The sequence below is a fragment of the Paraburkholderia phytofirmans genome (genome assembly GCF_046028095.1).
Taxonomy (GTDB): Bacteria; Pseudomonadota; Gammaproteobacteria; order Burkholderiales; family Burkholderiaceae; genus Paraburkholderia; species Paraburkholderia phytofirmans_A.
The window spans coordinates 645,795-666,557 of sequence record NZ_JAQQDJ010000003.1 but is presented as its reverse complement, the minus strand read 5'-3'; the positions used below and the strand labels follow the sequence as shown (position 1 = coordinate 666,557).

Here is a 20,763-nt window from a genome sequence, read left to right as displayed (position 1 = left end):
TACTGCTTCCCCGCGCGAAGTCAGATGGAGAAGCCAAGTGCCGAAAGAACCAGCCGCAAAGACCGCAAAGACCTCGAAGACCACGAAAACCTCGAACATCCGCATCGGCATAGGCGGCTGGACCTACGCGCCCTGGCGCGGCACCTTTTACCCGTCCGACCTCACGCAAAGCCGCGAACTCGAATACGCGAGCAAGAACCTCACATCGATTGAAATCAACGGCACGTTTTACGGTTTGCAAAAGCCGGCGAGCTACGAAAAGTGGTATCAGGAAACCCCGGACGATTTCGTCTTTTCGCTGAAGGCGCCGCGTTACGCGACCAACAGAAAAGTGCTCGCCGACGCGGGCGAAACCATTGAACGCTTCTTCGGCAGCGGAGTGCTGCTGCTCAAACAGAAGCTCGGTCCAGTCAACTGGCAATTCGCGCCCACCAAGAAATTCGACAAGGAAGACTTCGAAGCCTTTCTGAAGTTACTGCCGGCCAGTATCGAAGGCCAGAAGCTCAGGCATGCGATCGAAGTCCGCAACGACACCTTCAAGACGCCGGAATTCGTCGCGCTGGCCCGCAAATACAAAGTTGCCGTCGTCCTCGCCGGTGACAGCGAATACCCACAGATCGCCGACATCACTGCGCCCTTCGTGTACGCCCGCATCATGGGCACAACCGACAAACAGGCCAAAGGCTATTCGAGCAAAGCGCTCGAAGCGTGGGCCGAACGCGCGCGGCAACTCGCGGCAGGCACCACACCGGACGACCTGGAAACCGCCGCGGATGCACCCGCGAAAACCGCCGCGCGCGACGTCTATCTCTACGTGATCAGCGGCTTCAAGGAACGCAATCCGGCGGCCGCCATGGAACTGATCAAACGGCTCTGACACGCGGCTCCCGGCCGCATCGCGCGAGTGTCATAATCCCGGCAGCGAAGACAAGCACAATCGACGCACCCACACACACGCAGTCAGGCCGCGAGGCCGCTTCTTCACCAAGGTCCGGGAGAATATTTTGAGCGCCATCGACAATCCTTTGCACGATCAGGAAGTCGGCTCGGCCGACGCCACCCAGGACACCACGCGCATCGACGACGTTCGGATCGGCGCGGTCCGTCCACTGATTTCCCCTGCCCTGCTGCAGGACGAATTGCCCGTGCCGCCTTCGGTGCAGACGCTGGTCGAGAAAACCCGCGCGGAAATCGCCGACATTCTGCATGGCCGCGACGACCGGCTCGTGATGATCGTCGGACCGTGTTCGATTCACGACCACGATCAGGCGATCGAATACGCGCACAAACTGAAAGTCGCCGCCGACACCTACAAAGACGACTTGCTGATCGTCATGCGGGTCTACTTCGAGAAGCCGCGCACCACGGTCGGCTGGAAAGGCTATATCAACGACCCGCGTCTGGACGGCAGTTTCCGCATCAACGAAGGTCTGCGTCTTGCACGGCAACTGCTGCTCGACATCAACGGTCTCGGCTTGTCCACGGCCACCGAGTTCCTCGATCTGCTGAGCCCGCAGTACATCGCCGATCTGATTGCGTGGGGTGCCATCGGCGCGCGCACGACGGAGAGCCAGAGCCATCGTCAGCTGGCTTCGGGACTGAGCTGCCCGATCGGTTTCAAGAACGGCACGGACGGCGGCGTGCAGATCGCCGCGGACGCGATCGTCGCCGCGCGCGCGAGCCACGCATTCATGGGCATGACGAAAATGGGCATGGCCGCCATCTTCGAAACGCGCGGCAACGACGACGCGCACGTGATCCTGCGCGGCGGCAAGAAAGGGCCGAACTACGACAGCGCGTCGGTGGAAGCCACCTGCGCGGCGCTCAAATCAGCGGGTTTGCGCGAGCAGGTCATGGTCGACTGTTCGCATGCGAACTCCGGCAAGTCGCACTTGCGTCAGCTGGAGGTAGTGCAGGATCTGGCGCAGCAATTGTCGCAGCGCGAGCGCCGCATCATCGGCGTCATGCTGGAAAGTCATCTGGAAGAAGGCCGTCAGGATCTGAAGCCGGGTGTGCCGTTGCGTCACGGCGTGTCGATCACGGATGCCTGCGTCAGTTGGGCGCAGACCGAGCCGGCGCTCGAAACACTTGCTGAGGCCACCCGCAAACGTCGCGCGGGCTAAGCACGCGCTGGGCAGCAAACGCCGCGTCGAGCACGCCCCTGAGGAAGCCCTCGGGGGAGAGCACAAAAACACACGCGCCGCACCTTCCGCCGATCGATCCACCTCACCGGGGTTGGGCAGCGCGTGATTCCTCACGCCCGATACATCGCTCGCCGCGCGCCATGTCAGCGCGCGTGGATGCTCCGGCGCGAAGCGCGTTGCATTACGACGCGTTGACAGCTTCCTTGAACGCCTTGCCAGCGGTGAACTTCACCGTCTTGGCAGCCGCGATCTGGATCTCGGCACCCGTCGACGGATTGCGGCCCACGCGTGCTGCGCGCGCGCCAGTCGAGAAAGAACCGAAACCGACCAGTTGCACCGTGTCACCGCTCACCACGGCTTTGGTCACCGCTTCGACGATCGCGTCGATGGTTTGGCCGGTGGCCGCTTTGCTTTCGCCCGTCGCTGCGGCGACTGCATCAATCAGTTCCTGTTTGTTCATAGCACTTCCCGTATGGTAATCATGGAACCGGCGCCACATCTGTTGCGCCGGGACCGACACACTAACGCATAGGCGCGGGTTCGCGCAAACCTTGGGTGTAAGCCTTGTATCACCCGCCCACAGGGAATTTGACGATTTTTTCCGGCAAAGTGCCATAAGAATCGCGCGCTTAGACGTTTCTTCGGCTCGATACGTGTTTTCGCGTTATCACAATCCGTTGCAATTTCAGTGCTTTAGCGCGTCGCAAGCCGCTACCGGCGGGCTTTTTTACTATGTTATGGTGGATCAGGAAGACTCGGTATTTGCCAGGCGCGGCGGCGCTAAATAAAGAATCCGGCAGGAATAAAAAAATGAAATTTCGCCATATTGCAACATGTGCGCTGCTCGCCGCGACGTCCTCCGCGGCCCTCGCAGCGGACGACAAAAGCTGCGCCACGCTTGTCGGCACGGCAAATTCACCCGCGCCGCAGAGCTTTCAGATACGTGATGGCGAGCCGGTCGACCTCGTCAGCGGCGCCGCAACGGTGCACGGCAAGCTGCTGGTTTTCGGCGACGGCGGCGTTTTCCGGGCCTATTGGCAGCCCGAGAACAGCCCGGAAAAGTATGTGCTGGCCAATGCCGGCGTGAACAGCGTGCGGCTCGTCTCCACGCCGCCGCAAGGCACGCCGGCGCAGAATGGCCAACCCGGCACGACAGTCGCGCCGCAACGCGTGCTCTCCTGCCCGGCGCTTTGACTCGCGAACCTGTTACTTCAGCCGTCTGGACACGGCACAAATGACACACGAAGCGTTGCAGCCCGGTCGTACTTACCGTTTATTCGCACAGCGATCGATTTCCTCCTGACCCGCCCTCAAGGTCCCATCGGTCCTGCCGATATACAAAGCTGCGTGTGCTGCGCAAACGTTTAAAGGGACGGGGATGATTCTGTTAGCCAAATTGAGGGAGGCGCTGTCGGTCGCGAATCGCGACCCCGAGCTCGTACGTTCGCAGCTCGAAGCATTCGGCCACCAGGTCCCGCTCCTCTATTTCATCCTGCTCGTCAATACGGCGGCCGTCGCCATCACGCACGTGAACTGCGCGCCGGCCTGGCTGTCGATCTACTTTCCCGCGACGCTGTGCACCCTGTGCATCATCCGGTGCATTCGATGGTGGCGTCTGCGGCACCGCGTCCTGACTCTCGACAAAGCGGTGCCCGAACTGCGCAAGCTGACCTGGCTTGCGGGCCTCTTCGCCGTCGCATTCAGCGCCTGGTCGTTGTTCCTCTTTCCCTACGGCACTGCGTACGAACAGACGCAGGTGGCGTTTTACATGGCGACCACGCTGGTCGGATGCGTGTTCTGTCTGATGCACCTGCGCGCGGCGGCCATGCTGCTGCTGTCTATCGTCATCCTAAGCTTTTCGACGTTTCTGGTGTTCACCGGCTATCCGGTCTTCATCGCGATGGCTGTCGACATGACCCTCGTCGGCGTCGCGCTCGCCTTCATCATTCAGCTCTACTGCCGGACCTTCGCCGACGTGGTGCACGCACAGCGCGAATTGCAGGCGAGCCAGCAAAAGACGCAACGCCTGAGCGACGACAACTTCCGGCTCGCGAGCATCGACAGTCTGACGGATCTGCCCAACCGGCGCAGTTTCTTCGCCTCGTTGCGCGCGCTGTCCGAACAGGCGATCGGCACCAGTAGCGGGTTCAATGTCGGACTGATCGATCTCGACGGCTTCAAACAGGTCAACGATATCTACGGCCACGCCAGCGGCGATCTTGTTCTTCAGGAAGTCGGCTCGCGGTTGCTGGCGCTTGCCGAGCCCGGCATTTTCTTCGCACGCCTCGGCGGCGACGAATTCGGCGTGCTGGCGCAGCACAAACTGACGGACGAGACGCTCGTCGAGTTGGGCGAGCGCATCTGCGAGGCGCTCGGTCAGCCGTATCGGGTCGCCGGCAATGTCGCCGAGTTGTCGGGCACGATCGGCTGGGCCGCGTTTCCCGAGGCCGGCACGACGGTGGCGCAGGTGTTCGAACGCGCCGACGCGGCGCTGTACGTCGGCAAGGAAAGCCGGCGCGGCACGCCGGTCATCTTCTCGACTGAACATGAAACGCGCATCCGGCGTTCGAGTCTCGTGACCCAGGAGCTCCGTCACGCGGACCTCGAGTCGGAACTGTTTCTGGAATTTCAGCCGATTTACGACGTGGTCACCCAACGCACCCTCGGCATGGAAGCGCTCGGGCGCTGGCATAACGCCAGGCTCGGCGCCGTGAGGCCGGAAGAATTCATTCGGATTGCCGAGCGCACCGAACTGATTCTGCGCATCACGGAGGTGCTGCTGCATAAAGCGCTCGACGAAGCCGCGCGCTGGCCGTGCGAGCTTTATCTGTCGTTCAATCTGTCGGCGATCGATATCTGCACTTCCGCGCGCGCCCGCCGGTTGATCGATATCGTGTTGGCTAGCGGTGTGCCGCCGCATCGCGTGTCGTTCGAAATCACCGAAACCGCCGTGACGCGCGATTTCGAACAGGCCCGCAGTTCGCTCACCATGATCAAGAAAGCAGGCTGCCGCGTGTCACTCGACGACTTCGGCACCGGTTATTCGAGCCTCAGCTACGTGCACCGCCTGCCCTTCGATACGATCAAGATCGACCGCAGCTTCATGACGGACGTGGATACCAACAGCGCATCGAAGAAGATCGTCAAGTCGGTACTCGACCTGTGCCGCAACCTTGGACTCGAATGCGTGGTGGAAGGACTCGAAACGGCATCGCAAGTCGAGGTCGTCAAGATGCTCGGCGCACGCGCGGTGCAAGGTTATCTGTTCAGCCGGCCAATGCGGGCGAGCGCGATCGCCGCGTATCTGCAAACGGCGCAGGGGCACGACTACGCTATGCAAATGCTGCCGTAGTCGATTCCTCGTGTCTTGTCGCCCTGCTCTCTATTGCCCCACGCGGTCCGCACCGCCGAATTCGCGCGGCAAGATCATCTGTTCGGGAATGTCAGCGCCTTTGACGCGTGCCGCGAAGTAGTACAGCAAGGCGGGCGCGGCCAGCCCGACGATCCACGAAATATCGACGCCGCCCAACGATTCCACCAATGCGCCCGTGTAGAAGCTCGTCGCGATGAACGGCATCTGGACGGCACGCCGAACGCGTAGACCGCAATGCCCGTCATATTCCAGCGGCCATAGCGGCCGTTCGGATCGAATAGAGCCGGCACGTCGTAGCGCTCTTTGGTCACGAAATAGTAGTCGACCAGATTGATGGCGCTCCAGGGCCGCCTGGAAAGCTTGCGGATCGGTCGGGCCGCGCAGCCTTCACCCGCCCCTAACGCGCCGCGTTCCCGTACTCCAGCTTCGGATACCAATCCTTGCCGCGCCCGCCCGGCGTCATATCGAGCACGGTCCAGATCGGCATCACGTCCGGCGCGCCGCGTGGATCCTGCCCGGGGTCCGCTGTCGAAGGTCCCATCTCTTCCGCCCAGAAGTGCCGCACCGTGCCGCCTGAGCGCGTGAACACGTTGAACGCGGGATTGTCGTCGCCCGCCGGATCTTCCGCCGCGTAGTCGCGATTGAAGGTGTTGCCGCCCGACGAATACAGCCGCAGATTTCGCCAGCCGCGCTCCTGCTTGAACGCCACCAGCTTCTCGATCGGCGAGCGCGCGATGATGGCAAACGCCACGCGCTGCAACATGTCGGGCATTTCGCCGTCGTACGCGCTCAGCAGCGACGTGCACATCGGACACGGGCGGGCGCGCTGCGGGCCGAACATCCAGTTGTAGGTGACGAGCGTGTCGTGTTCGCCGAACATTTCCGACAGCTTCACCGGGCCTGCTTCGCCCATGAAAAGGTAATCCTCGGGCACGACGCCGCCGGGCGGCAGCGCGCGGCGCTGTTCAGCGACCCGTTCGATATGGCGGCGCAACTCGATTTCCTCGGCGAGCAATTCGTTGCGCGCGCGGCGATAGTCGGCGCTTTCGCCGGGAAAGCGGCTCGGTGTGTCGGCCGCCAGTTGCCGGGCGGGCTTGAGCGTTGGTGCGGATGCGTGTACGTCGGTCATCAGCCATCTCCTGTTACGGAACAAGGATAAAGAGCGCAAGTAGCGCGCCGCGAGACGCGAGCGCGTTCTCGTCCTCCATGTAGTCACGACGAACCGCGCGGGGGCAAATCGACAACATCGATCGAAACTTTTTGCTGCAACGCTCGCACCTGCCGCAACGGCAACCAAACGCGCCCGGCAAGGTATCCTTTAGCGCAACAGCACGCGCGCCGGGCGCGCCGTCCATGGGGATGCAACATGCCGCTTCGTCTGCCACCGCTGCCGGCGCTTCGTTTCTTCGAAGCGGCCGGTAGGCATCAGAGTTTCAAACTTGCCGCCGCGGAACTGAATGTCACGCCGAGCGCGATCAGCCACGGCATTGTCGGCCTGGAACAGGCGCTCGGCGTCGAACTGTTCGTGCGCGAGCCGCGCGGCATCTCGCTCACGGCGAGCGGCGCGGACTATCTGTCGTATGTCTCCGAAGCGTTTTCGCTGATCGCCATCGGCACGCAGCGTCTGCCGAATCACCGCGCGGATCGCCCGATCGCGCTGAGTTGCGCGCCGACCTTCGCGTCGCGCTGGCTGCTGCCGCGCCTCGCCGGCTTCCGCGCACGCTGGCCGAATGTGAACGTGAGCGTCGACACCTCGCATCGGCAAGTCGGCTTTCCCGTCGACGGGTTCGATTTCGCGGTCCGCATGAGCCGTGCGCCGGTCGCGGGCACCGCGTGGACGCGGCTGTTCGGCGAGCGCTTCGTGCCCGTCTGCAGCCCCGCGTATCTGGCGAATCTGTGCGACGAGCAGGGCAACGCGGACCTGCGTCGCGCGACGCTCATTCATGTGAACGCCGCCAGCGAGGACTGGCAGGCATGGCTCGATGCGACCGGCACCGAAGGCATAGATACCACCGCGGGCCTGCGCGTCGACACGATCCAGCTTGCCTTCGAAGCGGCCGCGATGGGCCTCGGCGTCGCGCTCGGCAGACAGCCGCTGGTGGATCGAGATATCGACAACGGCACGCTGGTGCAAGCCTGTGCGGCGACGATCGCGTCCACCACAGCCTACTGGCTGGTGAGCGCGGAAAACGCGGATCGCCGGCCGGAGCTTTTCGATTTCAAACGCTGGCTGGTGAGCGAGGCCGAGCACTTCGACGCGCCCGCCGCCGCCGACCAGACACTGCAGAGCACGGCGAGCTGACACCCCAGCCCGCTCCGCACAGGTGAGCCACGCTCACCTGTCGTCGAAAACTTATCTTTTGCCGCTTCTGACGCTCGCTGCGACCATGTGTCGAAAGGAGATCAGAATCATGTCCGCCGCCGACAGCAAACGCTTCGCCCCCGCCTTCAACCAGACGACACTCGTGATCCTCGCCGGCGCGCTCATTCTGAGCGCCGCGATGGGCATCCGGCAGACCTTCGGCCTCTTCATCGGACCATTCTCGTTTGATCGCGGCTTGCCGGTCACGCTAATCGCCTTTGCGATCGCGCTGCACAATCTCGTGTGGGGTTTCGCCCAGCCGTTCGCGGGCGCCGCCGCGGATCGCTACGGCTCGGCGCCGGTGGTCGCGTTCGGCGCGACGACGTTCGCGGCGGGGCTCAGCCTCGCGGCCGTGGCGCCCAGTGGCGCCATGCTGATCGTCGGCATGGGACTGCTGGTGGGCATCGGCGTGAGTTGCACGACCTTCGGCGTGGTGCTGCCGGCTGTTGGCCGCATCGCTTCGCCGGAAAAACGCAGCATGGCGATGGGGCTCGTCAGCGCCGGCGGCTCCGCGGGGCAGGTGTTGATGGTGCCGCTCGTACAAGGTGTCCGGCTCAGTTCGGGCATCGCGACGTCGCTCTTCGTCCTGGCTTTCCTGATGCTGCTGATCGCCCCGCTCGGCATGGTGCTCGACCGCCGTGCGCGGGTCGGCACGCCCGTTCAGGAAACGCCGGCCGTGCCGCTTCGCAAGGTGCTGGGTCAAGCGGCCGGGCATCGCGGCTACCGGCTGCTGTCGCTCGGTTTCTTCACCTGCGGTTTCCAGCTTGCCTTCATCGCCACGCATCTGCCCGAATATCTGTCGCTTTGTCATATGCCGGTCGGGCTCGGCGCTACCGCGCTCGCCTTGATCGGCCTGTTCAACATGGCGGGCAGTTGGGCGTGCGGCTGGCTGGGCGGCCGCTTCCGGCAGCACTATGTGCTCGGCTGGCTTTACGTGATTCGCAGCGTGACGATCGGCGCGTTCTTTCTACTGCCGAAAAGCTCCGCGTCGGTGGTGATTTTCGCGGCCGTGATGGGACTGACCTGGCTCGGCACCGTACCGCTCACGAGCGGACTCGTGGCGAAAGTGTTCGGCACGCGCCACCTCGGCAGCCTCTTTGGAGTGTGCTTTCTGAGCCATCAGATCGGCTCGTTTCTCGGCGCGTGGCTCGGCGGTCTGGTGTTCGATCTGACCGGCTCGTATTCGCTGCTGTGGGAAGCGACGGTGGTCGCCGGCCTCGTCGCCGCGATGCTGCACTTTCCGATCGACGACACCACCGTCAGCACGCCCGCGCTTCGAACCGAACCGGCGGCGGCGTGAGCGTGTGTGCCGGCGGTGCTCGCGGACGCTGTCACCGGCACTCCGTCAAAAACAGCGGGAAACGTCCTCTGCGTAGCTATTTTTTCGGCGTCTCCGCCGCGGCTTTCGGCACGCGTCCCATCAGATAGAACTCGTCGTTCGGACGCATGGAAATGACGTTGGCCATGCGGTTCGACAAACCGAAAAACGCGGTGATCGCCGCGATATCCCAGATGTCTTCGTCGGAAAAGCGGTGGTCGCGCAGAGTTTGAAAGTCGGCGTCGCCGACCGTGCCGGACGCACTGCAAACCTTCACCGCGAAATCGAGCATCGCCTTCTGACGCGGCGTGATATCCGCCTTGCGATGATTGACGGCGACCTGATCGGCCACCAACGGCGCCTTCTCATAGATGCGCAGAATCGCGCCATGCGCGACCACGCAATACAAACACTGGTTGATCGCGCTGGTCGCGACCACGATCATCTCGCGCTCGCCTTTGCTGAGGCCGCCCTCTTTCAGCATCAACGCATCGTGATAGGCGAAGAACGCGCGGAACTCGTCCGGGCGGTGCGCCAGCGTCAGGAACACATTCGGCACGAAACCGGCTTTCTCCTGCACTTCGAGAATGCGCGCGCGAATGTCGTCCGGCCATGCATCCGGCTTGGGCACGGGGTAGCGGCTGATCGGCTGAGGCTTGGCCATGCTGTGTCTCCGTCGTATCTGTGTGGGTATGACGACGATTCTAGCAAGCCGCACAGCCGCAGCATGCCTGCGCTCGACAAGGTCCGATATCGACGCCCATATCGTCTAGACTTTGCACTCAAGGGAGCATGAGCCCCGCCGCGACGACCGGCGCCGGCCGATTTCAGCAGGAGCTGACCATGTCAGACGTTTTGCACGACGCGCGAGCGCCCGTGGTCAAGGTTCGACCCGACCGGGAAATGGCGACGGCCCAGCGGCTGCCTTACTTTGTCGGCATCTCGGCCGGCACCGCGGGCAGCAAGGGGGTGTCGATGTATATGGTTGTGGTGCCGCCAGGCGGCCACGCCGAGCCGCACTTTCACGCCGACTACGAAACCGCGATCTACCAGCTCGAAGGCAAGATCGAAACCCGCTATGGGCCCGGCTTGCGTGAGTCCGTGATTACCGAACCGGGCGATTTCCTGTTCATTCCGCCGGGCGTGCCGCATCAGCCGTTCAATCTGGATGCGAACACCGCAGCGCGCGCGATCGTGGCGCGCAACCATGCGGACGAGCACGAACGGGTTGTGCCGTACGATCCGGCCTCTGAGGCGTGACTTGGCCTCTGACGCGTGATCCGGCGTCAGAGGCGAATCTTCCAAATAAAGGCGGCAGGGCCCGCAGCGGCTAACCGTCCGCTACATCGGCCTCGCCGCCAACCACATTCACGCGAATTCTCCTCACCGCCATCCTGCGTCATTCGCCCCGGCATTCCGCCTTCCCCGCAGCGCCGTTTTGCCACCTGTGCTTAAATCCGCTGTTCACATCTTTTTTGTACCATGGCGGCCGCCTGCCGACGCGACGCGGCGTGGCGCTCGCCGTGGTGCGGGAACGGAACATGCGCGGCCTGTTCGCCATGCGCCGCCCCGGCGCGGTCGTTTCAAATCCCTTCAGTGCATTCTCAGGAGCGCGGTTGTGTGGCATTTCCCGGTTGCTATTCCACCCTCGCTGGGCGTGTGGGCCGTGTTCATGAGCGTGCTCATTACGCAGCTCGGCGTGCCGATTCCGGCCGCGCCGATGCTGATTCTCGGTGGAACCATGGCCGCCATGGGGCAAACCTCGTACGCGAGCGTGGTGTGCGCCGCGGTCGCCGCCACGCTGATCGCCGACTCGCTATGGTTCTTCACCGGACGGGCCTACGGCCGCCGCCTGCTGAACTACCTGGTGCGCTTCTCCCTCTCGCTCGACACCACGGTGCGGCTCGCGCGCAATACCTATGAACGGTACGGCGCGCCGATTCTCACGGTCGCGAAGTTCCTGCCCGGACTCGGCCTGGTTTCAGCGCCGCTGCTCGGCACGACGGCCATCAATGTCGGCGTGTTTCTGCTGTGGGATTTTGTCGGCGCGACGCTGTGGGCGAGCGTGTGGGTGATCGGCGGCGCCGCGCTGCATGACGAGATCGTGCAACTGATGCTGCTCGTGCGCCACAACGGCGGCACGATTTTCGATGCGTTCGCGGCGATCTTCGTGGCCGTGCTGCTGTATCGCTGGGTGCGCCGCTGGCAATTTCGCCGCTGGCTCGCGCATACGCGTATTTCGCCGGACCAGCTCGACGAGATGATGAAGTCGAACGAGCCGCCGCTGATCTTCGACGCGCGGCCACGCAGCGTCCGCGCAAAAGAATCGCACCGGATTGCCGGCGCACGGCCGCTGGATCTCGATTCGCCCGAGCCGATCGATCCCGAGCTGCTGAAGCGGCCGATCGTCGTCTACTGCGTGTGTCCGAACGAAGCGACGGCGAAGCGGATCGTCGAGCAGTTGCATCGCAAGAATATCCACCACATCCGCGCGCTCAAGGGCGGCCTCGATGCGTGGCAGAAACGCGGCTATCCGGTCGAACCGTTGCCGGCCGACTTCCACACCGCGAAGGCCCACATGATCGAGGACGAAGGCGAAGAAGGCGAATACACGGTACGGGCGCGGCTGGCCAAGTAACGCTCCACGCGCGCCTCGAGTATCGCCGCGTTGCCGTTAAAAAACCGCTTGCGCTTCACTTTCAATGTGTGCAACATGCATATATGCACGTTGCACACATTGAGGCTCTCCCATGACGCAGCGCACCGAAAATCTGCTCGGCGTACTCGCCCTGCTGGTCACGGACGAAATGAACGCGCAAGCCACCGTGGACGCGCTCGCCGGCCCCACCGCCCGCGCCATGCTCAACGCGATTGGCCAATATCCCGATTCATCGATTGAAGTGCTGCGCGAGGCGGTCGATCTGTCGCATCCGGCCGCCGTGCGCGCCGTTGCGGCATTGGTCGAGGCGGGTCTCATCGAGAAAAAAGCGGGCGCTGACAAGCGGGCTGTCGCGCTTGCCCTGACCACAGCCGGCAAACGTGAGGCCAGGCGTCTGCAAACGGCGCGCGACAAAATGCTGCAACGCATAGTCGGCCGGCTCGAAGACAGCGAGCGCGACGTGCTGGAAAGCCTGCTGATCAAGATCTTGTGGAACGAGACTCGCGACCCCGCGCACGCCATGCAACTGTGCCGCCTGTGTGACGACGGTCCATGCCTGAAAGCCGGCTGTCCGGTCGAATGCCGCGAACAGGGGCTGCCCATGCCCGCGCGGAGCAGCACATGAAATCCGCGGCGCCGGTGCGCTGGCCCGCAATCGCGGCGCTGACCGCAGTGTCGGCGCTCTCGCAGGTCGGCCAGTTCGGCATCGGCTTCATGGTGCTGCCGGTGTGGCTCGCCCATCGCGGCCTGGATGCGCCACGCGCCGGCCTCTTTTCCGCCGCGCAATGGACTGGCATGCTGGCCGGCTTGCTGATCGCGCCGTGGCTGATGGCGCGCATCGGCGCGAAACGCACGGTGTCGCTGGGTTTGCTGGCCACGCTGGTGGCCTTCGCCATCATGGGTGCATTGTCGTGGCCGCTGTGGCTCGTGCCCGGTCTGCTGACGGGGTTCGGCATCGGCTTGCGCTGGATCGCCAACGAAACCTGGCTCTACAGTCTGGTCCCCGCTGAATCGAGCGGACGCGTGGTAGGCGTGCACGAAGCGCTGATCGCCACGGCCGGCGTCATCGGGCCCGCGCTCGCGGTGTGGTGCGATGTCGATGGACGCATCACGTTCGCGGCCGGCGCGGCCTTCACGTTTGCAGCGGCGCTGCCGCTGTGGCTGACCGCATCGGATGAAACGCCGCCAGCTTTGCTGCAAGCGCCGCCTGCGCGAAGAAAGAACGCGCAACAGCGTGTCACCCTCGGCCCGCTGGTGAGCCTCGGCATGGTGGTCATCGCCGCAGGCGGTATCGGCGACGGTGCGCTATACGGCCTCTTCCCGCTATTCGCGGACGCGCACGGCCTCAGCGCCACGCAAACCGCCACGCTGCTGACGCTGTTCGGGGCCGGCGGCACGGCGCTGCAATTTCCGGTGGGCTGGCTGGCCGATCGCGCGGGGCTTGCGGCCACGGTGATCGTGTGCGCCGCGCTCAGCACAGTGGCTATCTGCGGCTTCGCGCTGGTCACGCCCGCGTCGTGGCTCGCCGCCGCGAGCGCGCTGCTGCTTGGCGGCATGAACAGTTCGTTCATCACACTCGGCATGTATGCGGCTGCTTGCAGCGACAAGGCCGCGCTCACTCGCAACATGCGGCTGTTGTCGCTCACCTTCACCGCGAGTTCGATCGTGGGGCCGCTCGTCGCAGGCTTCGCGATGAATGCGCGCGGCAGCGATATGTTGATGTGGCAACTTGCGCTGATGAGCGGCGCGCTGGTGGTCTACACGTTGGGCTTGCGCGAAGGCCGGCGCCAGCCCGAACATTCGTCGTCGATGGGCTGAGCCGGGTTGCCTCGATTGAGCGCGCCTACGCCTCTCGTTCTGCAACCTTGCACGACGTCGACGCCGTCGGGTTCGCGTGTGCACTTGCGGCGCATGAACGACAGTACGCCCGCATAGGTGTTTTCGATCGACGAGCCATAGAGCGACGGGCGACGCATCGCGCCGTCGCCATAGACGAGTTCAGTCATGAATGAGCTGATACCTGTAGGCAGGCTGGCTTCGCATGCGCAACGCCTGCCTCGGATTCATTGGGAAACGCGACGGCGCGCATCACACGCACCGCCGCGCCGGCTTCGCGAATCTTTTAGCGCAGCCGCACGAGCGTGGACTTCAGCTCGGTGTATTTTTCCAAAGCATGCAGCGACTTGTCGCGGCCGTTGCCCGATTGCTTGTAGCCGCCGAACGGGAAGTTCATGTCACCGCCTTCGTCGTAGCAATTGACCCAGACTGTACCGGCGCGGAGTTTGCGCGACACCTCGTGCGCGGTGGTCAGGTTCGAGGTCCAGACCGCGGCGGCGAGACCATACTCGCTGTCGTTAGCGATCCTGATCGCCTCTTCCACCGTGTCGAACGTGATCACCGACAACACCGGCCCGAAGATTTCCTCACGCGCGACCTTCGCGCCGGAAGCCGGAATCTCGAAGATGGTCGGCTCGATATAGAAGCCGCCTGTTTCCTCTTCGACACGCGCGCCGCCGAGCAACAGTTTGGCTTCGGCGCGGCCGGCCTCGATATAGCCGAGTACGCGTTCGAGCTGAACCTTGTCGACGATCGCGCCCATCGACGTGTTCGGATCGAGCGGATTGCCCGGCGTATAGCTGCGCGCCGCGGCGATCAGCTTGTCGATGAATACGTCCTTGATGTCGCGATGCACGAGCAGGCGCGAACCCGCCGTACACATTTCGCCCATGTTGTAGAAGATCGCACCCGCTGCCGCGTTCGCCGCGCGGTCCATATCCGGGCAATCCGGCATCACGATGTTCGGCGACTTGCCGCCGAGTTCGAGCCACACGCGCTTCAGGTTCGATTGGCCGGCGTACTGCATGATCAGCTTGCCGACGTTGGTCGAGCCGGTGAAGGCGAGGCAGTCCACGTCCTGATGCAGCGCCAGCAGCTTGCCCGGCTCGCCCGCGCCCGGCACGACGTTGAACACGCCGGCGGGAATGCCTGCGTCGAGTGCGAGTTGCGCGAGGCGGATCGCGGTGAGCGGCGACTTCTCCGATGGTTTGAGCACCACGCTATTGCCCGCCGCCAACGCCGGGCCGAATTTCCACGACGCCATCAGGATCGGGAAATTCCACGGCACGACCGCAGCCACCACGCCGATCGGCTCGCGCGTGACGAGGCCGACCAGATGATGATCGGCCGGCGCGACTTCGCCGCCGATTTTGTCGATGGCTTCAGCGAACCATTCAACGCAATACGCCGCGCCTGGTACGTCGACGCTGGTCGTGTCGGCGATCGGCTTGCCGGCGTCGAGCGTTTCGAGCAGCGCGAGTTCGTCCATGTGCTCGCGAATCGACGCGGCCCAGCGCAGCAGCACGGCTTTACGCTGGCGCGGGTTGAGGCCCGACCACACGCCGGAGTCGAACGCGCGACGTGCGGCCGCAACGGCGGCGTCGACGTCGGCCGCGCCGCTGTCGGCGACTTTGGCGAGCAGCTTGCCGTCGATCGGGCTCAGGCAGTCAAACGTGCGGCCGCCTTCGGCATCACGGTATTCGCCGTCGATAAACGCGCGGCCTTCGATCGATAGCGTAGCGGCTTTGTCTTGCCAGAAAGCAATAGATTTCTTGTCCATCAGGATGCCTCAATAGTTATGCGCTCGACGCAAACCTGCATCGACCTGATGCGAGAGTCAGCTGCGGCAGTGAATTGAGTCGAGGCGCGTTGGCGCGGAGTCTTTAGAACGTGGGCGGCGAATTGGCCGACACGATCTCGCAGAGATGCTCCGCGCTGGGATTGCGAAAACGGTGCGGAAGACGGCTTTCGAAGTAGTAGCTGTCACCGGGGTCGAGCAGCCACGTGGTGCCGTCCACCGTCAGTTCGATCTGACCGCTGACCACCACCCCGCCCTCGTGCCCTTCGTGCTCCAGCATTTCCGGCCCCGTGTCCGACAACGGCTGATAGACCTCGCGCAGAATGCCCATGTTGCGATCTTTCACGCTCGAACCCGCGAGATAAAACTCGATCGACTCATTGCCGAGGTTCGGCATATCGGCGCGGCGCGACACCACTGAGCGCTCTACTTCCACTTCGAAGGTGAAGAATTCGGCGAGACTCATGGGTATGCATTCGAGCAGTTTCTTCAGCGAGCCGACCGAGGGGCTCACGCGATTCTGTTCGATCAGCGAGATCGTGCCGTTCGTCACTCCCGCCCGTTTCGCGAGTTCACGCTGGGACAAGCCGTTCTTCTTGCGGATGTATTGCAGACGGGTCGCTACTTCTATGGACATCGCTAGGTTCTCTGACATTGAAGACGATCGGGGCGCTAAGTGACCAGACGAATGAAACACAAGACTCGGGCAAAGCGCTGCTCGCGAGTGTTGAATATTCTAATCACTTTCATCTTTGCGCCGCTGGGGAAAACCCTGAAAGGATTCCGAAATATGAATAGCGCAACGAACGTTCCCATAGGGCGGGATTCTAGCCGGACCCCCGGGAAAGCCCTGATAAATGTTTTATCAAAAAGGGTTTGACGGCTTTATTGGCTCGTATATGCTGGTTCCCAGGCGATCGTTATGCCGACGTCATGAGGCACCCAAAGGTGTTTCGCGGCGCAGCGAATTCAGTTCGCATCGGTTCAAGGCGATCATCCCAGCGTCCTGTTTCTTTAAACGCCCCGTGCGGATTTCGAGCAGGCCGTTCAATACTTTCAACGTCGCTAGTCGAGTGTAATCGTGAGAGTCCGAGGCCCTTTGGTGAGATGGAATCGTAGTCAGGCGAGTTGTCCTCGCGCTGACGGCGCCATCGCCGACGGCAGCAGCGGCAGCCTTGCGTTCCGCCGCTTCCTGTCCGTCTTCACGATCCTGTCCCGCCGTTCAGTTCGACGTCACAACTCTATCTCCGCGCGCGCCTTCATTGCCGTGCGTACGGACGAAGTCGCCTCGCTGCTGCCGTAGCGCCTCCCCCTTTTCGCCGTTCGATTCATCCGTTTGCGTGAGCGCGCTCTTTCGAGCCGTGCGTTCCCGCCTGTGCGGTGCCGTCTGCCGCCTGCGCGTTTCACGTCCATCGGACCGGTTGCGCACCGCAGCGGATCGAATCGAACAGCCTCTCCGACTATCACGCGCGGCGCGTTTTCCGTTGACGACGACCGCCTGCACTACCCGGTGGCCTTGCGCACTGCGCACGGCTGCGGAATCGTGCCGCGCTGTGTTTAACGTTGTTCATGCCGCGTCCCGCGGGGAACACACACGTCTATTCGTTATGCGAAAGAAACCCTTGGTCGGCATCAGCGCTGACAGAACGATGATGGGAGTCCACGCGTCGCACGTGGTCGGCGAGAAATATATCGCCGCGATCGTGGACGGTTCACAGGCGCTGGCCATGCTGCTGCCGGCGCTCGGCGAGCGTCAGTCCGTAGAAGACGTGCTGGCGACGGTCGACGGCCTGTTGTTTACCGGCAGCTATTCGAACGTCGAGCCGCACCGCTACGGCGGCCATCCGAGCACGCCGGGCACGCTGCACGACGCCGCACGCGATGCGACAACGCTGCCGCTGATGCGCGCGGCAATCGCCGCCGGCGTGCCGGTGCTGGCCGTCTGCCGGGGCTTCCAGGAAATGAACGTGGTTTTCGGTGGGACGCTGCATCAAAGCGTTCACGCGGTGGACGGTCTGAACGACCATCGCGAGAACAAGGAAGACGACCTCGACGTGCAATACGCACCGTCGCATTCGATCACGCTGACGCAGGGCGGCTTGTTGCAGCGCCTCGCGGGCGGCACGAATGAAGCGCGTGTGAATTCATTGCACGGTCAGGGCGTCGAGCGGCTGGGCGTGGGCCTCACGGCCGAAGCCACCGCGCCGGATGGCTTGATCGAAGCGGTGAGCGTGACCGATGCGCGCGCCTTCGCGCTGGGTGTGCAGTGGCACCCGGAGTGGAAGCATGCCAACGACGCGCTATCCACCGCGATCTTTCGGGCCTTCGGCGACGCCTGCCGCGATCGAATGCGCACCAAGGCCGGCTATGGCGCGGCATCCGCCGCTGCCACGCATGCCTGAGCCGGTCGCGCACCAAAACAGAGAGAATAAACATGCATGACATCGACGATTTTCTGAAGAAGAACCGTGTCACCGAAATCGAAGCGATCATTCCGGATATGGCCGGGATCGCGCGCGGCAAGATCATTCCGCGCAGCAAATTCGAATCCGGCGAGTCCATGCGCTTGCCGCAGGCGGTGATGATCCAGACCGTCACAGGAGACTATCCGGAAGACGGTACGCTCACGGGCGTGACCGATCCGGACATGGTGTGCGTGCCCGACGCCAGCACCATCCGCATGATTCCGTGGGCCGTCGATCCGACCGCCCAGGTGATCCACGATTGCGTTCACTTCGACGGCACGCCCGTCGCGATCTCGCCGCGCCGTGTGCTGCGCCGCGTGCTCGAACTCTACAAGGCCAAAGGCTGGAAGCCGGTTATCGCGCCCGAACTCGAGTTCTATCTGGTCGATATGAACAAGGACCCGGATCTGCCGCTGCAACCGCCTATCGGCCGTACGGGTCGTCCGGAAACCGGCCGTCAGGCTTACTCGATTGAAGCGGTCAACGAGTTCGATCCGCTGTTCGAAGACATCTACGAATACTGCGAGGTACAGGAACTCGAAGTCGACACGCTGATTCACGAAGTCGGCGCCGCGCAGATGGAAATCAACTTCATGCACGGCGATCCGCTCAAGCTCGCCGACAGCGTGTTCCTCTTCAAACGCACGGTGCGTGAAGCCGCGCTGCGCCACAAGATGTACGCGACTTTCATGGCCAAGCCGATGGAAGGCGAACCGGGCTCGGCGATGCATATGCACCAGAGCCTCGTGGACGAAGAAACCGGGCACAACCTCTTCACCGGCCCCGACGGCAAACCCACTTCCTTGTTTACGGGTTATATCGCCGGCCTGCAGAAATACACGCCCGCACTGATGCCGATCTTCGCGCCGTATATCAACTCGTATCGTCGTCTGTCGCGTTTCATGGCGGCGCCGATTAACGTGGCATGGGGTTACGACAACCGCACCGTGGGTTTCCGGATTCCGCATTCGGGACCGGCTGCGCGCCGCATCGAAAACCGTATTCCGGGCGTGGACTGCAATCCGTATCTGGCGATTGCCGCGACGCTCGCCGCCGGCTATCTCGGCATGACGCAGAAACTCGAAGCCACCGAGCCGCTGCTCAGCGACGGTTACGAATTGCCCTACCAGTTGCCGCGCAATCTCGAAGAGGGCCTGACGTTGATGGGCGCGTGCGAGCCGATCGCCGAAGTACTCGGCGAGAAGTTCGTCAAAGCCTACCTCGCTCTGAAGGAAACCGAATATGAAGCGTTCTTCCGCGTGATCAGTTCGTGGGAACGCCGGCATTTGCTGCTGCATGTGTAAGGCAAACGCAAAAAAATTGGAGGCAGTATGAGCTACAGAACAGAAGAAGTCGCTTACGTGCAACCGGCCCAGCCGGCCGCGAGCGCACTGGCAGCACAAGCAACGCAACAACGCAGCACCGCCGAATACCGTGCACTCGACGCCGCGCATCACATCCATCCGTTTTCGGATATGGGCTCGCTCAACCGCAGCGGCAGCCGCGTGATCGTCAAGGCGCAAGGCGTGTATCTGTGGGACTCGGAAGGCAACAAGGTGATCGACGGCATGGCCGGCCTGTGGTGCGTAAACGTCGGTTATGGCCGCGAGGAACTGGCCGATGCCGCGTACAAACAGATGCTGGAACTGCCCTACTACAACACCTTCTTCAAGACGACGCACCCGCCGGTGATCGAACTGTCGGCCTTGCTCGCGGAGCTGGCGCCGGAAGCGTTCAATCACTTCTTCTACTGCAATAGCGGTTCCGAAGGCAACGACACGGTGCTGCGCATCGTCCATCAGTACTGGGCGACGCAAGGCAAGCACTCGAAGAAGTTCGTGATCTCGCGCAAGAACGGCTATCACGGTTCGACGATCGCGGGCGGCACGCTCGGCGGCATGGGCTACATGCATGAACAGATGCCCTCGAAAGTCGAGAACATCGTCCACATCGACCAGCCGTATTTCTTCGGCGAAGCACAAGGCAACCTGACGCCGGAAGAATTCGCACTGGCCCGTGCGCAGCAACTGGAAGCGAAGATTCTCGAAATCGGCGCGGACAACGTTGCGGCGTTCATCGGTGAGCCTTTCCAGGGAGCGGGCGGCGTGATCTTCCCGGCTTCGACGTATTGGCCGGAAATTCAGCGCATCTGCCGCAAGTACGACATTCTGCTGGTCGCCGATGAAGTGATCGGCGGATTCGGGCGCACCGGCGAATGGTTCGCGCATCAGCACTTCGGTTTCGAGCCGGATCTGATCACGCTGGCGAAGGGCCTGACGAGCGGCTACGTGCCGATGGGCGCGGTCGGCCTGCATGACCGCGTGGCGAAGGCGATCATCGAAAACGGCGACTTCAATCACGGTCTCACGTATTCGGGTCACCCGGTTGCCGCCGCCGTTGCAGTCGCCAACCTGAAGTTGCTGCGCGACGAGAAGATCGTCGATCGCGTGAAGAACGACACGGGTCCGTACTTCCAGAAACAGTTGCGCGAAACCTTCGCCAATCACCCGATCATCGGCGAAATCTCCGGTACGGGTCTGGTGGCCGGCCTGCAACTCGCGCAAGACCCGAAAGCGCGCAAGCGTTTCGCCAATGGCGGCGATGTCGGCACGATCTGCCGCGACTTCTGCTTCAACGGCAACCTCATCATGCGCGCCACCGGCGACCGCATGCTGCTGTCGCCGCCGCTCGTGATCAATAAGCTGGAAATCGACGAAATCGTCTCGAAGGCCAAGAAAGCCATCGACGCGACAGCACAACAACTCGGCATTTCGTAACGGCAGTCCGTTCCGGCATGAGCACACCCAC

At 62.9% G+C, this 20,763-nt stretch carries 19 protein-coding genes and 2 pseudogenes; 14 read left to right on the top strand and 7 right to left on the bottom strand.

Going from position 1 to position 20,763, the window contains the following annotated elements; translation table 11 throughout:
- Positions 1 to 37 precede the first annotated feature (37 nt).
- Together PQR54_RS11900 and PQR54_RS11895 are read left to right on the top strand one after the other, a co-directional pair.
- Complete coding sequence (locus PQR54_RS11900) at positions 38 to 877, top strand: DUF72 domain-containing protein (RefSeq protein WP_408245738.1); 840 nt, start codon at positions 38 to 40, stop codon at positions 875 to 877.
- 127 nt (positions 878 to 1,004) lie between these two features.
- Positions 1,005 to 2,123, top strand: a complete 1,119-nt coding sequence (locus PQR54_RS11895) for a 3-deoxy-7-phosphoheptulonate synthase (RefSeq protein ID WP_106301387.1) — start codon at positions 1,005 to 1,007, stop codon at positions 2,121 to 2,123.
- A 202-nt stretch (positions 2,124 to 2,325) separates the two neighbouring features.
- On the opposite strand, the gene PQR54_RS11890 is transcribed toward PQR54_RS11895, so the two are convergent.
- Positions 2,326 to 2,604 (bottom strand): HU family DNA-binding protein, encoded by a 279-nt coding sequence (locus PQR54_RS11890; protein ID WP_042324988.1) that lies wholly within the window; start codon positions 2,602 to 2,604, stop codon positions 2,326 to 2,328.
- 350 nt (positions 2,605 to 2,954) lie between these two features.
- Between PQR54_RS11890 and PQR54_RS11885 the strand changes: the two genes are divergently transcribed.
- Positions 2,955 to 3,338 carry a hypothetical protein gene (locus PQR54_RS11885; RefSeq protein ID WP_408246068.1) on the top strand — a complete coding sequence of 128 codons (384 nt, stop codon included), beginning with the start codon at positions 2,955 to 2,957 and terminating at the stop codon, positions 3,336 to 3,338.
- Positions 3,339 to 3,522: 184 nt separating this feature from the next.
- A complete protein-coding gene (locus tag PQR54_RS11880) occupies positions 3,523 to 5,496 on the top strand; it encodes a putative bifunctional diguanylate cyclase/phosphodiesterase (RefSeq protein WP_408245736.1) in 1,974 nt (657 codons plus the stop codon).
- A gap of 30 nt (positions 5,497 to 5,526) precedes the next feature.
- On the opposite strand, the pseudogene PQR54_RS11875 reads toward PQR54_RS11880, so the two are convergent.
- Positions 5,527 to 5,864, bottom strand: a pseudogene (locus PQR54_RS11875) (cytosine permease); the annotation flags it as partial.
- A gap of 50 nt (positions 5,865 to 5,914) precedes the next feature.
- Positions 5,915 to 6,646: a DUF899 family protein gene (locus PQR54_RS11870; protein ID WP_408245734.1), complete on the bottom strand. Its 732-nt coding sequence runs from the start codon at positions 6,644 to 6,646 to the stop codon at positions 5,915 to 5,917.
- 237 nt (positions 6,647 to 6,883) lie between these two features.
- Here PQR54_RS11870 and PQR54_RS11865 point away from each other — a divergent pair, with 237 nt between their 5' ends.
- Positions 6,884 to 7,819, top strand: coding sequence for a LysR substrate-binding domain-containing protein (locus PQR54_RS11865; protein ID WP_408245732.1), 936 nt, complete (start codon positions 6,884 to 6,886; stop codon positions 7,817 to 7,819).
- Between the two features lie 109 nt (positions 7,820 to 7,928).
- A complete protein-coding gene (locus PQR54_RS11860; RefSeq protein ID WP_408245730.1) occupies positions 7,929 to 9,179 on the top strand; it encodes an MFS transporter in 1,251 nt (416 codons plus the stop codon).
- 76 nt (positions 9,180 to 9,255) lie between these two features.
- Here PQR54_RS11860 and PQR54_RS11855 read toward each other — a convergent pair whose 3' ends face one another.
- The gene (locus PQR54_RS11855) at positions 9,256 to 9,861 is read right to left on the bottom strand and encodes a peroxidase-related enzyme (RefSeq protein WP_408245728.1); all 606 of its coding nucleotides are present in this window, start codon (positions 9,859 to 9,861) and stop codon (positions 9,256 to 9,258) included.
- Positions 9,862 to 10,040: 179 nt separating this feature from the next.
- Here PQR54_RS11855 and PQR54_RS11850 point away from each other — a divergent pair, with 179 nt between their 5' ends.
- The 4 genes from PQR54_RS11850 to PQR54_RS11835 all read left to right on the top strand — a co-directional run bounded on the left by PQR54_RS11850 (position 10,041) and on the right by PQR54_RS11835 (position 13,674).
- Positions 10,041 to 10,457 (top strand): cupin domain-containing protein, encoded by a 417-nt coding sequence (locus tag PQR54_RS11850; RefSeq protein ID WP_408245727.1) that lies wholly within the window; start codon positions 10,041 to 10,043, stop codon positions 10,455 to 10,457.
- A gap of 358 nt (positions 10,458 to 10,815) precedes the next feature.
- Positions 10,816 to 11,835, top strand: a complete 1,020-nt coding sequence (locus PQR54_RS11845; RefSeq protein WP_408245725.1) for a VTT domain-containing protein — start codon at positions 10,816 to 10,818, stop codon at positions 11,833 to 11,835.
- Positions 11,836 to 11,947: 112 nt separating this feature from the next.
- Positions 11,948 to 12,481 carry a MarR family transcriptional regulator gene (locus PQR54_RS11840; RefSeq protein ID WP_408245723.1) on the top strand — a complete coding sequence of 178 codons (534 nt, stop codon included), beginning with the start codon at positions 11,948 to 11,950 and terminating at the stop codon, positions 12,479 to 12,481.
- Complete coding sequence (locus PQR54_RS11835) at positions 12,478 to 13,674, top strand: MFS transporter (RefSeq protein ID WP_408245721.1); 1,197 nt, start codon at positions 12,478 to 12,480, stop codon at positions 13,672 to 13,674. Before PQR54_RS11840 ends, PQR54_RS11835 begins: the two co-directional genes overlap by 4 nt.
- A gap of 53 nt (positions 13,675 to 13,727) precedes the next feature.
- Here PQR54_RS11835 and PQR54_RS11830 read toward each other — a convergent pair.
- From PQR54_RS11830 to PQR54_RS11820, 3 genes and pseudogenes are all read right to left on the bottom strand, one after another.
- Positions 13,728 to 13,862 (bottom strand): annotated as a pseudogene (locus PQR54_RS11830) (agmatinase); the annotation flags it as partial.
- 116 nt (positions 13,863 to 13,978) lie between these two features.
- The gene (locus PQR54_RS11825; RefSeq protein WP_408245719.1) at positions 13,979 to 15,472 is read right to left on the bottom strand and encodes an aldehyde dehydrogenase; all 1,494 of its coding nucleotides are present in this window, start codon (positions 15,470 to 15,472) and stop codon (positions 13,979 to 13,981) included.
- A gap of 103 nt (positions 15,473 to 15,575) precedes the next feature.
- Positions 15,576 to 16,127 (bottom strand): cupin domain-containing protein, encoded by a 552-nt coding sequence (locus PQR54_RS11820; protein WP_106277429.1) that lies wholly within the window; start codon positions 16,125 to 16,127, stop codon positions 15,576 to 15,578.
- Positions 16,128 to 16,571: 444 nt separating this feature from the next.
- On the opposite strand from PQR54_RS11820, the gene PQR54_RS11815 reads away from it, so the two are divergent.
- The 4 genes from PQR54_RS11815 (at position 16,572) to PQR54_RS11800 (ending at position 20,732) form a co-directional block, all read left to right on the top strand.
- The gene (locus tag PQR54_RS11815) at positions 16,572 to 16,793 is read left to right on the top strand and encodes a hypothetical protein (RefSeq protein ID WP_370577238.1); all 222 of its coding nucleotides are present in this window, start codon (positions 16,572 to 16,574) and stop codon (positions 16,791 to 16,793) included.
- Positions 16,794 to 17,097: 304 nt separating this feature from the next.
- On the top strand, positions 17,098 to 17,892 hold the full coding sequence (locus PQR54_RS11810; RefSeq protein ID WP_408245716.1) for a gamma-glutamyl-gamma-aminobutyrate hydrolase family protein: 795 nt from the start codon (positions 17,098 to 17,100) through the stop codon (positions 17,890 to 17,892).
- A gap of 32 nt (positions 17,893 to 17,924) precedes the next feature.
- Entirely contained in the window at positions 17,925 to 19,259 is a 1,335-nt protein-coding gene (locus tag PQR54_RS11805) for a glutamine synthetase family protein (protein ID WP_106277425.1), read from the top strand.
- Positions 19,260 to 19,286: 27 nt separating this feature from the next.
- Positions 19,287 to 20,732, top strand: a complete 1,446-nt coding sequence (locus tag PQR54_RS11800) for an aspartate aminotransferase family protein (RefSeq protein ID WP_408245714.1) — start codon at positions 19,287 to 19,289, stop codon at positions 20,730 to 20,732.
- Positions 20,733 to 20,763 lie beyond the last annotated feature (31 nt).